This is a genomic window from Paenibacillus sp. 37, assembly GCF_008386395.1.
Classification (GTDB): domain Bacteria; phylum Bacillota; class Bacilli; order Paenibacillales; family Paenibacillaceae; genus Paenibacillus; species Paenibacillus amylolyticus_B.
The window spans coordinates 5,114,832-5,130,446 of record NZ_CP043761.1; the positions used below are offsets into that span (position 1 = coordinate 5,114,832).

The following is a 15,615-nucleotide window of genomic DNA, read 5'->3' on the forward strand; positions in this document are numbered from 1 at the left end:
CAAAATGTCTGAACGATTTTTGTAGTCCTCTACCTAACTGGCCTGATCCATCTGTACCAGTTTGGCATTGGCTACGTTAAATGCTTTGGTCTGGAGGTTAAATTGCTTGCGGAATTCAGCAAGCTTCGCATATTCGCTATTTCGTAACCGAATGGCTCGCTTGATCTTAACCAGATTAGGTTCTGCACTTTCTCTCATCAGATCATACAACTGCTCATCGGCACTCAGACTCAGCTGATACGAGGCAATAAAATTTTCCAATGCACGCGCTCTTGCTTCATATTGATCCAGCACCTTCTCAGCCTGTGCCAACGTTTCTTTGTTTTCAAATGATAGTTCTTTCAATGAACTGCGCAGGTCTACCGTCTTCTCGTTGGTCTGTTTCATGGCCTCTTCTGCCTGTTTCAACAACGTTCTTCGTTCATCAATATGATCTGCCGCCTGATCCAGCAGTGCTTCGAGATCACTGTTTTTGTTCTTGCCTTTGTCTAAAATGGACTTGTATAACTTCATATCTTCCTGCTCATGACTGGTCAGATTGTTCAAACTCTGATCAATCTTCTGACCACTGAGCACCAATTGGTTTACCTGATTTGCCGCAGGCTCCTGCGGATCTCCACAACCACTCGCCAGCAAAACTAGCAATACACTAACTGCTGCAAGCGCCACTTTTTTACTCGTTAGCACCAAAGTCCTTCCTCTCTTGCATCATCTTGTTGTTATACTACAAGCGTGTATCTCCGCTAAAATTGGCTACCCAGTGTGCATCCGGATCGTATACTTCGAACTCGTAACCCCGATCTTCGAGTAACTTCAGAATACGTGGTAAAGCCTGAACCGTCTGCTCGCGCTCATGCATCAGAATCACTTCCTTATCCCGATGTACACTTTTGCTCACCCGGGCCACAATCTTGTCTGGCTGACCGGGAAGATTCCAATCGAGTGAATCTGTCGTCCAGTCCCACATTTTGAACCCGGCCGCAGCAATGTCACCTCTGAACTTTTCACCGATCTGTGGACTGCTGCCATAAGGTGCACGAATCAGATGAGGCGTAAAACCAATCAGGTCCTGCACCATCTTCTGCTCTTTCTTGAATTCTTTCACAAAGTTTGCCGAGTTGCCGCTCTTATACAGCTTTTTATAGTTATGCGTCATGCTGTGAAGTCCAGGATAACTGCCTTCCTTCAACAGCCGTTTCACTGCTTCTGGATGCTGATTCAACTGACGTCCGATCATAAAAAAGGTAGCTTTCGCCTCATGTTGCTTCAATATATCCAGCAGTTGTTCTGTATATTCAGTTGGCCCATCATCAAACGTTATGTATGCCAATTTGCGAACCTGGCCCTGGAACCGTACCGGCTCCTCCTTCGCATCCGGAGTAACTTGTATCATGCCGAGCTTGGCCGGCTGTTCGATTACAGTCATCGGAGGCGGCGCCACAACGCTTTTGATCCAATGCGTCATGCCAAGGAATATATAGGTTACACCGGTAACGAACAATACCAGAAGCATTAGAGCTATGCTAATCCTTCCATACCGGATTTTTCTTCGTTTATGTGTTTTCTTGCGACTTGTGCTAGGCGGAATACTTCCACGATCTCCCGCTCTCTCTTGTTGGACTCTCACTGTCATGCCACTTCCTTACTTTCATTTATTCCCGATTATTGGTATATTATCTCGTTTCATGTCTCTATATAGAAGATTAATAGAAAAATGGATCGGGAGAATGACAGAATAGTTACAAGCCCGGTTACAATCTACTTATCTCTTCGCTCTATATATCTTTCCTGCGGTTACCTTCTCCTGTATAATGAAGTGATTTACGCCATCAGACTTCAAGAAGGAGCTACACCCATGACAAGTTTGAACCGTGCCGGCAGATCCATCTATCTGTTATTCTTTGTCGGCATTATCGCGATTTCTTTCTCTTCGATCTTTGTACGCTGGTCTACCGCAGACGTTGCGGTCATTGCCATGTACCGTTTATTTCTGACCAACCTGCTGATGCTCCCTTTTGTCTGGAAATATAGACACGAGATGATGCGTCTGAATGCACGACAGTGGGGATTGCTGCTTGCATCCGGTGTGATGTTGGCCCTTCATTTCCTGCTCTGGATGGGTTCACTGCGGCTCACCAGTGTTGCCAGTTCCACCGTTATTCTTGCGCTGGAGCCTATACTGATTCTTGCAGGTTCGGTATGGCTGTTCAAAGCCAAAATTAACCGGATGATGATCATCGGCATGGGCATCGCCCTGCTTGGCTCGATTGTCATTGGTGCAGGAGATTTCCAGTTGGCAGGTACTGCCCTGCAAGGGGATATCCTGTCTTTACTTGGCACAATTGCCGTCGCTATCCATATGCTGCTGGGTCAATTTTTACGAGCGGGACTTAGTGCATTTTCGTATAACTTCTGGGTATTTTTTGTCGCTGCTTGTACGTTGGCGGTATATAATCTGATTATGGGCCACCCATTCGGGGGTTACGCTGCGTCAGAGTGGGGAATCTTCCTGCTGCTTGCCATTGTACCAACGATCTTCGGACATTATCTCTTCAACTGGTTGCTTCAATATATGAATGCCACGACGGTATCCATGGGTGTACTTGGGGAACCCGTATTCTCTTCATTACTGGCTTGGATGCTGCTCGGCGAATCGCTCAGTGCAATACAGATGTCTGCGGGGGTCGTCATTATATTCGGGGTATGGATCTTCATTCGATATGGCAAAACCAAACCTCAGATTGCTTCAACAGAAGCCTCTGTTGCGGGAAAAGGGCCTATTGAACCTACAACTGTATAACGTATTTTTTCGTAAATCATAGTTATAAAAGACTCTACCACTCTCATAAGGCGGTGTATTTTGATGAAAAATATTGTATCCATGCGCTGGCTGCTCGCCAGAATGTATGAACCGGATGTCGTCATTGCAGATTGCCGATTCTTGCTCGGTCAGCCGGAGGCTGGAAGACAAGCCTATGAAGCTGGACATATTCCAGGGGCCGTCTATCTCGATTTGGAAAAAGATCTGTCTTCTCCTGTATCTGCGCACGGAGGACGTCACCCTCTTCCTGATCCGGCTGTTCTCGCAAGTCGACTCTCCAAAGCTGGCATCGGCTCCAATAGTCGTATTGTTGCTTATGACGATCAAGGCGGGATGAATGCATCTCGGCTATGGTGGCTGCTTCGCTATATCGGTCATGAACAGGTGTATATCATGGACGAAGGTTTCTCCGCTTGGCAAAATGCCAAATTCCCGGTGACTCAGGATGTGCCCGTTCAGATCCCGTCTTCCTTTGAAGTGAACGTACAGCCACAGATGCTGGCAAGTGTTGAGGATGTGCAACAAGCCTCTGCAAATGGCAGTGCCGTGCTAATTGACTCCCGTGATGCTCGCCGCTATGCGGGGCTGGAGGAACCGATTGATGCCAAGGCCGGACATATTCCGGGTGCGGTGAATTATTTTTGGAAAGATGTGTTGGATTGGGATGGACGTTGGACAGATACTGGGGTGTTAGAAGAGCGCTTTAGTAAGCTGGACAAGGATGGTGCGATTATCGTGTATTGCGGCTCTGGTGTCTCTGCCTGCCCGAATGTGATTGCGCTGGAAGAAGCAGGATTCTCGAATGTAAGATTGTATTCCGGAAGCTGGAGCGACTGGATTAGTTATGAGGAGAATCCGGTGGCTATAGGTGATACGGAAGCGGATAAAGACGTATAGCAGTGTATCGATGTTGAATACATCGCCAGGGGGCTTATCTTCCCCGGCGATGTATTTTTCTTTGTTTGGATTCATGATAATAGAAAAACCGTGATGGACATCTGTCCACCACGGTTGAATCATGAAATCTATTATTGCTTTTTACTTAAAGATACATTTGCTGTTAACGTCTTGTCGATCGTCGTCCAGTTGACATAAGCACCGAGTATTTCATTAATAACAGAAACTGGAATGACAGTTTCACCAGTTAAAAGCTTTGGTACGTTACTATTGAACACTAGTTTATCGTTAATTGAATACACATCTGAACCAATTTGAGCACTTATATTTTTCGTACCTAATTTGATTTGCGTGGTACGCGTCTTATGATCCCATTTTACTGTACCGCCCAATAGCTCCGAAATGGTTCGAATCGGTACGTAGAACTCATCATTATGAACAACCGGTTTGATTGTCGTCCCCCCTACATTCATAGCAACATCAACATATTCAAGGAAATCAGTCTTTCTAATGAGTCCATGAACGCCTTTTGTTCGGTCCACGACCTGAGATACTTCGTAATCCGTTGCGGCCGATAGGTACGCATAAGCTACACTTCTATCCATATCAAGCTTATCGGATAAAAATTGAATCGATTCACGTACTGATTCTTTCATAGCTTCATCCAAATCAGGGTCCAGTCCAATCGGAATCCAATAATCCTCTGTTTCAGCAAAGGGTTGCGTGAATTCTCCACTGTGTGGTAGTGATGGATCACCTTTCTTTAACACCGTTAACCGAACTGTCCCCCTTAAGGAAGCTTCCAATGCAGTTAACGCCACTTCTCCATCTCCTTGAGCAAAGTGTGGATCTCCAGTATAGAATAGACCGCCTTTAACTTGAATCGGATAATAAATAGTTGCACCAACACCCAACTCATTAATATCCATATTCCCTCCTGTTTCAATAGGTGGAATCGAACTCACAACTTCACTGGTATTTGGTGCAACCCCCATAACACCTAGAAACGGGTTAATGGGGAAACGTACATTTTTGCCAGCTTTTGTTGGTAATACCCCATACCAGTTGCCGTTGATTTCTTCAATAGGCGTAAATATAGATACATTATTATATAATTCCGGTTTTGTTGCGCTAGCTCCCTCTTGTGGGCCTGTATTTTCTGGAAATTCGTTAGGAAGGGCACCTTTACCATGGCGGTTAGAAATGACACCATATGGAACTCGCGTTTGCAATGAAAGGACTTCTACTTTAAGAACATCACCCGGCTCTGCTCCCTCAACCGCTACTGGCCCAGTGATAATATGAGGTCCGTCTTTTACAAAATCATGCTTAATCTCAGAAGCTGCAATTGCCTTCGCATCATCCAACACGCCATCGGATGAGACACCAAATTTGCCGAAGTACTCGCCTGGATTTCTCCCTTGATCCTCCATCAGTCCCTCATGCGATACCGTGTCAAATGTTACAGCACTTCCTGATGGTACAGTAAGAATCGGAGAGCTGTCTCGATTAGGCAGTGATCCCCAGCGAATGTTCTCAATCGCAGACATTACATAATAATCACCTTCAACCTTTGCAAGGGTTGTTGGTTGCAGCGGCATACTAAAGCCCACTGAAGGTAGAGCAAATGTAAACATACTTATAATCCCTACTGAAACCCCAAATTTCCTAATCGTTCGGTTAATAAACATAACGCTCCCCCTCTGTGATATGTAATATTACCTAACACAAATAAACACTAACATATAAATACATTTACAACAATATTTTTTTGTTAAAAAACATAACACAAATTAACTACTCTTTAAGAATAAACTTATAAAAATAAATGCTATGTCATTATAATTACCATATACAAAGCAACTCACGAATGTGGAGTTGTATTCCGGAAGGTGGATTGACTGGATTAGTTATGAAGAAAATCCGGTGGCTACCGGGGAAGAGATAGATACGGAGCACAAGTCTACAGGATCTCAACGGCAAATACACCGCCATGCAGGCTGATGCCTGGGGCGGTGTATTTGCCGGCCTCAGCGTCACCCGGGAATACTGAAGAGAGGCATCGTTGCACGGGAAGACTGATCCAACCAGATCCCTTCCCGCTTAATGAAACAAAATCTGTAAAAGAAAATGAGGAGAAGCATTCATGAGTCCATGAATCAGAATAATCACCCATATTTTACGATAGCGGGCCCACATATAACCAAGAAACAGACCCGTAACCCCATGATTTGCAATCACTGTTGCCACATCTATATCCCACTGACCATTTCCTTGAATGGCGATATGCCAAATGGACCATAGTATTGAAACTAGTAGTATGGCGGGCCATCTTCCAAGCAACGCCTCCAATCGAGTTTGCATCCATACTCGATAAAAAACTTCCTCCAATACGCTATTGATCACAAAACCAATCAACACCAAGAGAAGTAATTCTGTCGTATCGGTTCCTACAATTGCTCCTTCTGGTTGTGCAATTGGGGAATAGAACTTTAGATAACCCCACACCACAATAACGATTAGTGGTGCGATGACGTGTCTGTGGGTACGAGGCTTTGCAGAGATATTATCTTGCTGTCCGCCAGTCATTTTTCGATAAATCAGTAATAAAATCAATGGGATGAACAATAATGTCGTCAACTTGAACGTCAAATAATTTAGCTGGAAATGTAATCCTTGCGGGTCTATCGTTATCAGAGAAACCGTAAATAAAACGCCTGACAGCAATAATACAATGGATTGAACGACCAAGTGCTTTTTCTCCATTTGCTTGAAATAAAAGAGATCTTGACTTTTATAAGGAATCATACGGATTAGAACAATGCCAAGGAATGCCGGCAACATACTATGCCATATTGGAATCACTTCCTCACGATCAGCCGTGTACCTTATATTCAAGTTTCCTGTCCACACTAACCACAATACAGCAGCAAATATCATGATCATGCATAATAAGCCGATTGCCTTTCCCCATGCTGGAAACATTACTTTGAATTGCTGATTCATTCCAATTCCCCTCCTTGAGTGCTATGTCGCCTTTGCTTCTTTTTTAATTCAATTGAGTTAAATAAACTCTAGCACATCTCATCTTCATCGTCTATTTATTTCAGTTGAGTTAAATAATATGATATTCTGTGTGTATGCCAAAAATCGTGGACCATGAGAAGATGAAGAATATTATTGCTGAAGCAACTTGGAAAATCATTAGTGAGCAAGGCATTCATCATGCAACGTCAAGAACAATTGCGAAGGAAGCCGGATTATCACAAGGAGCCTTAAGACATTATTTTTCCAAACAAGAGAGCCTGCTAGCATTTGCAATGGAGTTAGTTAAAGAAAAGGTACTTACTCGGTTAAGGAATCTGAATGCAAAAGAACTGGCGCCTCAAGAAAGAATTGTTGAATACTTGCTCGAGCTAGTACCTACGGATGAACAAACATTATTGGAAATGGAGGTTTGGTTTGCATTTGTAACCTATGGAAAGACGCAAAAAGGGTTCGATGCCAATTATGAGGACCTGCAGAGTGCAATCAGGAACTGCATTATGTACTTAAAAAATGAAGGTCTTCTGCGCACTACCGATGAAGAGAAGGAACACGAAAAGCTGTATGCCTTTATGAATGGGATGGCTCTCAATTTGTATCTAGAGCCGCATAAGATAAATCGAACACGAAGCAAAGAAATGATACAAGACTATATCCATTGGATTATACGTTGAAGGAAAGCATGACACACAGATCGGGGAGTTAAGTTAGCGTGCCAAAGCGTAGCAGAATCCCATCTGCAGCAGGAGCGACTGAATAAGTTATGAGGAAAATCCGGTGGTTATCGGGGAAAAATAAAGATTAAGAACCCGCGTCTGACGCGGGCTTCTTTGTGCTTTCTATACATCCATATCCATGCATTTCAGGAGCTTACCTCTCCGACTTCTGTAACGTTTAGATTCAGCTTATGTTTTTGGCATACTTCGTAAAAATCTTTTGAAACAATGGGTTTGAAGATATTGATATAATCCAGCATAAAAAATTCATGCTCGCCAATTCGCTCTTTATGAAGGCAGATTCGAGATACAACTTTGACGTTCTTACGTGGAGGCTGTTCTACAGATGCAGCAATGACTGCTTTGCGCCCATATTCGGAACGTTCATAATCAAAAACATCCAAACGATCAAGGTGATGTGCAGTCCAATAGGTTTGATCAACCGAACGACCGTCATGGTAACATACCGTTGTCGGAATAAACTGTGTGTTTGTTTGCTTTTCCTCCAGCAGCTTTTTAAAACAATCTGATACGTGTCTTGTGCCTGTGATCGTCTCAAAATAATCTACATTCAGGTTGCGCACCGAGGACAGTAACTCAACCTCTGCGGTTGTCCCCTCTGGCAACGGATTCCCTACCGCCAGATAATTCACCTCTAATTGGGGAGTGAAAATCGTTCCACCACTAATAAACCCTCTACGTGGATATTGAGATTCCAGAAAATAATAGTTCAAAGAATGATGTCTCCTTTCCAATTGAAGTGCTTTTCATCCATTTTACATCTTTGCATGCAAAATAGGGGCCGGGTTACTCATGAACATGAGTGCCCTGCCCCTTGCTTTAATATACATATGAATATACAGACCTTAAGCAACACTATAACAGATCGAAAAGAAACAGTCTATATTTTTGGGGAAATGTTCTATATATTTAGGTTGCTGGCCGGCAAAATACAGATGAAACGGAGCATAAATCAATGATTTCCAACAACCATCTTACTCGTGAAGAACTACAGGATTATCTGTACAATGTATTTGGTGCCGGTTACCACATAACGCAGAGCGCAAGAATTCATGGAGGCGCACAAAAAGTCATTTACAAAATTGATTGCACGAATGGTTTCACTTGTATGTTTTACGTTTGGGATATTTCCAGCAACTATTTTCAGGAAGAGATCTTGAATGACTCCACTTTCCACAGTTATTATGGCAGCGAACTTTTCTCTTTGAATACTCGCTTTCTCGCTCAACATGGAATTCGAACACCAATCTTGTATGATCTAAATAACGATAGAGACCGGCACTCTTATGATTTTGCTCTTGTTGAGTATGTAGATGGACAAAAAGCCGAAGCCTATTTCCAGCATAAAAACCACAAAGATCGGGATGAGTTGTTTCAACGGATCAGGGATATGTTGTCTAATATGCATAACATCCAAAGAAACGTTTATGGAAACGCCAACAATAACAACAAAAAGGCTGGGCCTTGCTACCAAGTTCAGCGGTTAGATGCCGAAGCAGCCTTATCCTATGCATCCAAGCACATGACAGATATAAGGAATAATGACGAAAGGCTGCTTGAGAAACTTTACGAATTGGAAGCAGCCATTCAACCCAGAGATCTCTATAGTTTCATTCATGGAGAGTTAGGTCCGGATCATATATGGATAGATCATGCTATGCAACCATGCCTTATTGATATTGAGGGCGCAGGATTTTTCGATCTCGAACATGAGCATAGCTTTCTGGAGTTTCGATTTGGAGACTTTTATCAATACTTAAAAAATAATGATCTCGACCCGGAGCGGATGACATTTTATCGATTTTGCCATCATTTGTTCTTGATATCAGGAGGATTGAAACTGCTTCACAGACAATTCCCCGATCAGCAATTCGCAAGAGGCCTCGCGGAGTATCATGCCAGATGTGCAATTCAGATGCTTAGCCAAAAAGTTTAATTATCCCGCTTAATCAAACTGTGATAACACTATAAACATGAATATGGATATAAGCCTGAAAGGAGGTTTGAACATGGAATTTATTTACGAAGATGAAAAACTTGCAGTGAGCTTTATTCAAGCCATTCACACTGGAGATATTCCATCGTTACAGCAACTGCTGGCAGAGAATCCCGGGTTGGCAAAGATAAGAATATTGGAAAGAAAGCCTGACAACGTAGATTCAGATTCCAGAATCTCTCGAACGCTGCTGCACGTGGTAACGGATTGGCCGGGGCACTTCCCTAATGGAGCGGATACCGTGCGAGTGTTGACCAAGTTCGGTGCGGAAGTGAACGCTCCTTTTGTCGGTCCAAACATCGAGACACCTTTGCATTGGGCTGCAAGCTCCAATGATGTTCAAGTGCTCGATGCCCTTCTTGATGCTGGCGCAGATGTTGAAGCCCCTGGCGCAGTCATCGCCGGAGGCACACCGCTGGACGATGCTATTGCTTTCGCACAATGGAATGCAGCACGGCGCTTGGTTGAGCGCGGCGCGATCTTTGCCCTTTGGCATGCGGCCGCCCTAGGAGATATTCACGCCATACAAGAACACTTTAAAGGAGCTAAACTCCCAGAACGTTATCCTTGGGGAACAAGCACCTCCCCTTCTCCTCCCGATGCAGTAACCGTTGCTTTCTGGTGTGCTTGCCATGGAGGACAAAGAGAATCAGCCGAGTACCTACTTGACCAAGGTGCCGAATTGAATTGGATAGCCAGCTGGGATGGATTGACTCCACTGGACACAGCAAAACGTAATTTTTCAGCTGAACTGATCCCGTGGCTTGAAAGTCAAGGTGCCAAATCCGCTAGCGAGATTCACAGGTAGATGAATGGCTAGCATAGAATTGCCAATTGCCAGTGGCTGCGAATACAGTTATAAAGAGAATCCAGTGGCTACTGGGGATGTGTAGAAGACTCCAACAAATATACACAACGAAAAGTACATCACCACTTGAGCGATGTACTTTTCGTTGTGTGGTGATTCTAAAAACGTGAGAGGCGACAAGGGTCTAATTCATTTCTTGATTTTCCATCAATAATTTCACTTGCAGCCAGATTCGCAATCAGCGGCGCCAGCGTAATTGCAGAATGCATTACCGTCAGATAAAGTCCATTCATGTGATCATGGAAGCCCACAATCGGATAACCGTCTTCAGGCATAGGTCTCCATCCAACCTTTATGCTCTCCAGTTCCAGTTGATTTCCGTGCTTGAGACTGCGACGCAATGTGTCGTAAGCTCGCTTACCGACCGCCTGTGGTCCGTTTTCCTCCGACTCGTCGATATAGTCTTCCGCAGCCAGCAGCGTATAATCTGTCAGTTGACGCGCTTCAAATTGCGCATTGGAGATTAATGTGTGTATCCGTTTATTAGCAGTTTTTATCCGAATCAGAATCGAAGGTGACAAAGTTACTGGCACGTGACAACCTAACGGGTTACAAAGTTCGGGTGTACCTGTTCCTGCGGCCAATACCACAATATCTGACTCCACAAAACCCCTGGATGTATGAACACCAACCAGACGGGAACCCTCTTGCTTCAGTTGTGTAACATTGGTGTCGAACTGAATCTTTGCTCCGTACTCTTGCGCTTTGCTCAACAACAGCTCCGTTACCACTATAGGGTCCACCGCACCTTCTTTGCTGACAAACATGGCTTCATCCGGATATTCCTTCAGATTGGGCTCCAATGCCTCAAGCTGCTCCCGGTTTAATTTTTGAAATTGTTGCTCCCTTAGAGGCGGAATGTCCCAAGTTAGCGCGCCATGCCAATGAATTTTCAGTTCGGACAACTCTTGCTGAAGTGTGTGATATTCTTCCACAGCTGCATCGTACAAATGCCAGTATTCAGGAGCCACTCTATGCGTCGTATGTATCCAGGCAAATGATTTTTCTGTGACTTCACGCGCCGCGGCTGAGTGCCGTTCAATAACAGTTACATCTTGATTTCGTTTGGCTAGATGATAGGCCATACACGCCCCAACAATCCCTGCACCAATAATCACAATTTTTTGTTTATTCAAAACTAACTCTCCCTTGTCACCCTATCACCCCAAGGGATCGATTTTCCGAGGTTCGGATGGGTGTGCTCCTTTTTCGTCTTCTTCGCCGTACAGCTTCTCCATATGCTGCACATGGCCGGCTCCCCAGTCGCTCATTGTCTGGAGCACAGGTTTCATGAGCTGTCCGTACTCCGTAATCGAGTATTCGACCTTAGGCGGAATTTGGGCATATACTTCTCGATGCACAATATCGTGATACTCCAGTTCTTTTAACTGCTGGGTCAGCATCTTTTTTGAAATATCCGGAATGGCTTTTTGTAATTCGCTGAACCGCATTGTACCGTTGCTCAGCAGTCGTAGAAGGATCAAAGATTTCCATTTACCCGTGAGGATATCCAAGGCCGTTCCGAATTTGCAATATACCGTCATTCTTATTCCTCACTTTCTGACCATATCCGGGTATACTTTTGGTTACCTGGTTAGGTTTAAGTGCCTACTTCCAGATTGGGCCTTCTCACTTTAGTATAGAGGCAGATATTAAAATCGAGCAAGTGAAGGGATACGAAAAGATGAATGTAACGTTATGGATCGTACAAATCATATTGGCGCTAGGTTTTGTATATTCAGGATGGATGAAAACCATTCGTATCGAGTCGTCAAAAAAGACCTGGGCCTGGGTCAATAATGTGCCAAAAAGTCTAGTTATTTTGATCGGAATCGCGGAGCTACTAGGAGCGCTTGGCCTTGTTTTTCCTTGGGCGCTGAACATCACTCCGGTGCTTACGCCCATCGCCGCAATCGCTTTGGCTACGGTCACCCTGTTCGGGATGCTGTTTCATGTTTGGCGTAAAGAGTACCGGGAGCTAGGCGTGAATATCTTTTTTATAGTTCTTGCGTTGATCGTGGCTTTTAAAAGACTATAAGGAAACGGTGAAGTACAAATCCAAAAAAAACTCAAAAGTGGATGGACAGGTGATGAGAGTGAGGATTCCGTTTTTGAAGGTCTTATCTGGGATAACCTCCCTGCTGTCCAGAATAATCACGTTTATCGTGAGGAAAGCCGTGGCTTCGTGTTTAGTGACCTGATTTCGTTGCAAGCCCAACTTAAATTTGTCGTAGACAGCCTAACCCAAACAGAGTGAAATGGAGTAGACCACGGTATGTACGAGGCAAGGAGCAATCCTCGTCTTTTTATGTTTTTGCATAGTCCTTATCTTTCATTTAAAGAGAGTTTGAAAACAAAAACGCGACTTATATATAACATTGCCACATTTGAAAAAGCCTGGACAGAATACACACCTATTTACCGACGAAGCCTGCGATCTGTTCCAATAGTGTTATGCTATCGTAGTTGTGCACACAAATAAACAGGGACCTCTCACCATGTTGGCAAGGGTCCCTGTCTTTAAACTTGTTATATAGCCCATTTTCCGTTACGTGATGGTAAGCCCACCGCTTGCATAACCGGCCACGGTTGTAGCCACATCAATTCCGGCTGTTACGGATGCCGAGAAGACCATCAGCAGGCGGTCACCTGCCGATACCGGAATACTCAGTCCCGTAGTTAACCCGCTGGATATTGTCCCCAGTGCCAAAACCCCGGTAAGTGCAGGAGCCAAAGTTACCAATGCACCCGGTACAGCTGTAAAGGAGTTATTAGGTGTAGTGGAACGGAATAATTGTGCAGTTATCGTTACTGTAGATCCAACCAAACTAAGTCCGGCAGTCGTACTGAAATAAGCGGCTAGTGAAGTAATCGTTCCTGAACGTGATGCCGAGAAAGCAAAGTTAAGCAAGGTACCCGCAGCGCCAGTGAGATCAATAATTCCTCCGGTAACACTTACTCCTGTAGCATTGTTACCAAAACCAACTAAACTGGAAGTATTCAAAAGTCCACCCAATACCGTAGTCAACGCAACCGGAAGTCCTGATGCATACGGAATAATTGCTCCAGAACCTGTCGCACCCGTAGCCCCGGTTGTACCTGCTGTACCTGTGGCTCCCGTTGCCCCTGTCACACCTGCTGTACCCGTTGCTCCCGTTACTCCGGTTGTACCTGCTGTACCTGTGGCTCCAGTTACTCCGGTTACTCCAGTTATACCTGCTGCGCCTGTCGCTCCAGTTGCCCCTGTCACACCTGCTGTGCCCGTTGCTCCGGTTGCCCCGGTTGTACCTGCTGCGCCTGTGGCTCCAGTTACTCCGGTTGTACCCGCTGTGCCTGTGGCTCCAGTTACTCCGGTTGTACCTGCTGTGCCTGTCGCTCCCGTTACTCCCGTTACTCCGGTTGTACCTGCTGCTCCTGTAGCTCCGGTTACACCTGCCGTGCCTGTCGCTCCAGTTGCCCCACTACCTGTCGCTCCCGTTGCTCCGGTTGCCCCCGTTGTGCCTGCTGCTCCTGTAGCTCCGGTTACACCTGCGGTGCCTGTCGCTCCAGTTGCCCCGCTGCCTGTCGCTCCCGTTACTCCGGTTACTCCCGTTGTGCCTGCTGCTCCTGTAGCTCCGGTTACACCTGCCGTGCCTGTCGCTCCAGTTGCCCCGCTGCCTGTCGCTCCCGTTGCTCCGGTTGCCCCCGTTGTGCCTGCTGCTCCTGTAGCTCCGGTTACACCTGCCGTGCCTGTCGCTCCAGTTGCCCCGCTGCCTGTCGCTCCCATTGCTCCGGTTGCCCCCGTTGTGCCTGCTGCTCCTGTAGCTCCGGTTGCACCTGTGGCTCCCGTGATACCTGGGATTTCACCCAGCAATTCGGAAGAAACCAAACGATGGGCTGTTACCAATGAGCCTGTACTGCTCTTACCCCATACAGATACTTGAATAGGATCATTAACCATGGTTGTTGTTGTAAAAGTAAACTCGAAGGCGTCCAGATTCGCAAAATAATTGTTGGTTATTACTTGATTCGGTGCGATGTCAAAAGACTCACTGACATACAAAACCCTCAAGCCACCGCTCATATAATACCCTTGTATCTGTACGGTTGATACTGTCACATCACTACGATTATCTATTCTTACTGTAACTGTTTGAGTCGGTCTTACACCACCAACCGCATTATTTTCTATCGGCCCTGTTGATAAAAAGCTCATCGCTACATCTCCTCTTTTAGGGATTTCTGATCTCCTAGATGTCATTAACTGTTTTTTCGTGCTCCACCACCCGGTGTGCATCTACCAATTGCCCAGAGGCTTGTTTGCCCCACACTGAAATCCCTACTTCCTCCACACCTTCCACGTCTGTTCCAAAAACAAACTCAAAAGCATCTAAATCTGCAAAATAAGTTCTGGTCACTGCTTCATTAGGAGCAATACTGATCACTTCACTCACATATAGCGTTCTTGTTGTGCTGAGCACATAACCCTGAATGGACACGGTTACCGAGTCCACCTCAGCCCGACTTACCAATCTAATCGTTACCTGTTGGGTCGGTCTAACCCCGGAAACCGGATTGTTTTCAATCGGCCCAGTTGACAAAATAGCCATTTTCCCATCCCACCTTTATGAACCTCTGACTCTAGCAGTATTTGGCATAAGCTCACTCGATAGTAATATTCAAACACTCAATCAACGGTGTGGACAAAACACAGGGGGCAATCCACCATTGTCACTTAACACCCTATTACGCACAGGGCTTTAGCTATACAAAAACTGGGATATGTACAGCAAAGAGAAAAAATTATGCAATATCAAAGTTGGTCAGCAAGTAAGAGTAGATTTTGTTATGTAACCAGGATCGATTCCAGAAAAAAACGAAATGACCGTTCCCCCGGTAGATTCCAGGGAAACGGTCGCAGCTTAAGACGTCTTTTTCTCGTATCTAATTGTTGGCCGGGTAAAACTATGCTTGAAAGTGCAGTTTTATAGAATACGAGAGAGTATTTTACCATTAAGCCCAATGTTAAACACATAGAATAATAATGGTCTCTTCATCCTCTACTAAAAAATAGAAAAAGATTGTATTATCTTAAAATTGTGATATGATATCGTCAAGTTAATAAACATTTAAAAGAAAATATGAAAAATAATTACATTTAAATGTGACTAAACCTCTTTCTTCGCCAAATTTCAGTGTTCTAACTCATTTTATTGAAAGCGATTACAAAAAGAAACCTGACAGATTATAGCTTTTCTAATCGCACCCACAG

The 15,615-nt window shown here is 44.8% G+C and carries 15 protein-coding genes; 6 read left to right on the plus strand and 9 right to left on the minus strand.

Translation table 11 applies throughout. The features are described from left to right. Positions 1-33: 33 nt before the first annotated feature. On the minus strand, positions 34-687 hold the full coding sequence (locus F0220_RS21965) for a YkyA family protein (RefSeq protein WP_181155483.1): 654 nt from the start codon (positions 685-687) through the stop codon (positions 34-36). Between the two features lie 37 nt (positions 688-724). Next, positions 725-1,633: a polysaccharide deacetylase family protein gene (locus tag F0220_RS21970; protein ID WP_223199746.1), complete on the minus strand. Its 909-nt coding sequence runs from the start codon at positions 1,631-1,633 to the stop codon at positions 725-727. 222 nt (positions 1,634-1,855) lie between these two features. On the opposite strand from F0220_RS21970, the gene F0220_RS21975 reads away from it, so the two are divergent. Continuing rightward, positions 1,856-2,800: a DMT family transporter gene (locus tag F0220_RS21975; RefSeq protein WP_149846763.1), complete on the plus strand. Its 945-nt coding sequence runs from the start codon at positions 1,856-1,858 to the stop codon at positions 2,798-2,800. A gap of 63 nt (positions 2,801-2,863) precedes the next feature. Beyond that, positions 2,864-3,718 carry a sulfurtransferase gene (locus F0220_RS21980; RefSeq protein ID WP_105599820.1) on the plus strand — a complete coding sequence of 285 codons (855 nt, stop codon included), beginning with the start codon at positions 2,864-2,866 and terminating at the stop codon, positions 3,716-3,718. 131 nt (positions 3,719-3,849) lie between these two features. Here the strand turns inward: F0220_RS21980 and F0220_RS21985 are convergent, their stop codons facing one another. Beyond that, entirely contained in the window at positions 3,850-5,409 is a 1,560-nt protein-coding gene (locus F0220_RS21985) for an acetamidase/formamidase family protein (RefSeq protein WP_105599821.1), read from the minus strand. Between the two features lie 412 nt (positions 5,410-5,821). Beyond that, on the minus strand, positions 5,822-6,724 hold the full coding sequence (locus F0220_RS21990) for a CPBP family intramembrane glutamic endopeptidase (protein WP_105599823.1): 903 nt from the start codon (positions 6,722-6,724) through the stop codon (positions 5,822-5,824). 134 nt (positions 6,725-6,858) lie between these two features. Between F0220_RS21990 and F0220_RS21995 the strand changes: the two genes are divergently transcribed. Beyond that, positions 6,859-7,437 (plus strand): TetR/AcrR family transcriptional regulator, encoded by a 579-nt coding sequence (locus tag F0220_RS21995; RefSeq protein WP_091013697.1) that lies wholly within the window; start codon positions 6,859-6,861, stop codon positions 7,435-7,437. A 188-nt stretch (positions 7,438-7,625) separates the two neighbouring features. On the opposite strand, the gene F0220_RS22000 is transcribed toward F0220_RS21995, so the two are convergent. Beyond that, complete coding sequence (locus tag F0220_RS22000; RefSeq protein WP_105599824.1) at positions 7,626-8,213, minus strand: imm11 family protein; 588 nt, start codon at positions 8,211-8,213, stop codon at positions 7,626-7,628. A gap of 242 nt (positions 8,214-8,455) precedes the next feature. Here F0220_RS22000 and F0220_RS22005 point away from each other — a divergent pair, with 242 nt between their 5' ends. Beyond that, positions 8,456-9,436 (plus strand): phosphotransferase, encoded by a 981-nt coding sequence (locus tag F0220_RS22005; RefSeq protein ID WP_105599826.1) that lies wholly within the window; start codon positions 8,456-8,458, stop codon positions 9,434-9,436. Positions 9,437-9,509: 73 nt separating this feature from the next. Next, entirely contained in the window at positions 9,510-10,304 is a 795-nt protein-coding gene (locus F0220_RS22010) for an ankyrin repeat domain-containing protein (protein ID WP_105599827.1), read from the plus strand. Positions 10,305-10,462: 158 nt separating this feature from the next. On the opposite strand, the gene F0220_RS22015 is transcribed toward F0220_RS22010, so the two are convergent. Both F0220_RS22015 and F0220_RS22020 read right to left on the minus strand, forming a co-directional pair. After that, positions 10,463-11,500, minus strand: a complete 1,038-nt coding sequence (locus F0220_RS22015) for an NAD(P)/FAD-dependent oxidoreductase (RefSeq protein WP_105599829.1) — start codon at positions 11,498-11,500, stop codon at positions 10,463-10,465. Positions 11,501-11,524: 24 nt separating this feature from the next. Next, on the minus strand, positions 11,525-11,908 hold the full coding sequence (locus tag F0220_RS22020) for a winged helix-turn-helix transcriptional regulator (RefSeq protein WP_105599832.1): 384 nt from the start codon (positions 11,906-11,908) through the stop codon (positions 11,525-11,527). 140 nt (positions 11,909-12,048) lie between these two features. Here F0220_RS22020 and F0220_RS22025 point away from each other — a divergent pair, with 140 nt between their 5' ends. Beyond that, positions 12,049-12,402 carry a DoxX family protein gene (locus tag F0220_RS22025; RefSeq protein WP_105600022.1) on the plus strand — a complete coding sequence of 118 codons (354 nt, stop codon included), beginning with the start codon at positions 12,049-12,051 and terminating at the stop codon, positions 12,400-12,402. 510 nt (positions 12,403-12,912) lie between these two features. Here F0220_RS22025 and F0220_RS22030 read toward each other — a convergent pair. Further along, positions 12,913-14,559 carry an exosporium glycoprotein BclB-related protein gene (locus F0220_RS22030; RefSeq protein ID WP_149846764.1) on the minus strand — a complete coding sequence of 549 codons (1,647 nt, stop codon included), beginning with the start codon at positions 14,557-14,559 and terminating at the stop codon, positions 12,913-12,915. A gap of 34 nt (positions 14,560-14,593) precedes the next feature. Then, on the minus strand, positions 14,594-14,953 hold the full coding sequence (locus F0220_RS22035) for a hypothetical protein (protein ID WP_091013678.1): 360 nt from the start codon (positions 14,951-14,953) through the stop codon (positions 14,594-14,596). Positions 14,954-15,615: the final 662 nt, after the last annotated feature.

Bases quoted from the DNA above. Each gene is read 5' to 3' on its own strand.
- F0220_RS21985 (WP_105599821.1), bottom strand. From the start codon at position 5,409: ATGTTTATTAACCGAACGATTAGGAAATTTGGGGTTTCAGTAGGGATT.
- F0220_RS22035 (WP_091013678.1), bottom strand. From the start codon at position 14,953: ATGGCTATTTTGTCAACTGGGCCGATTGAAAACAATCCGGTTTCCGGG.
- F0220_RS21990 (WP_105599823.1), bottom strand. From the start codon at position 6,724: ATGAATCAGCAATTCAAAGTAATGTTTCCAGCATGGGGAAAGGCAATC.
- F0220_RS22025 (WP_105600022.1), top strand. From the start codon at position 12,049: ATGAATGTAACGTTATGGATCGTACAAATCATATTGGCGCTAGGTTTT.
- F0220_RS22020 (WP_105599832.1), bottom strand. From the start codon at position 11,908: ATGACGGTATATTGCAAATTCGGAACGGCCTTGGATATCCTCACGGGT.
- F0220_RS21995 (WP_091013697.1), top strand. From the start codon at position 6,859: ATGCCAAAAATCGTGGACCATGAGAAGATGAAGAATATTATTGCTGAA.
- F0220_RS22030 (WP_149846764.1), bottom strand. From the start codon at position 14,559: ATGAGCTTTTTATCAACAGGGCCGATAGAAAATAATGCGGTTGGTGGT.
- F0220_RS21980 (WP_105599820.1), top strand. From the start codon at position 2,864: ATGAAAAATATTGTATCCATGCGCTGGCTGCTCGCCAGAATGTATGAA.
- F0220_RS22005 (WP_105599826.1), top strand. From the start codon at position 8,456: ATGATTTCCAACAACCATCTTACTCGTGAAGAACTACAGGATTATCTG.
- F0220_RS22010 (WP_105599827.1), top strand. From the start codon at position 9,510: ATGGAATTTATTTACGAAGATGAAAAACTTGCAGTGAGCTTTATTCAA.
- F0220_RS21970 (WP_223199746.1), bottom strand. From the start codon at position 1,633: ATGACAGTGAGAGTCCAACAAGAGAGAGCGGGAGATCGTGGAAGTATT.
- F0220_RS21975 (WP_149846763.1), top strand. From the start codon at position 1,856: ATGACAAGTTTGAACCGTGCCGGCAGATCCATCTATCTGTTATTCTTT.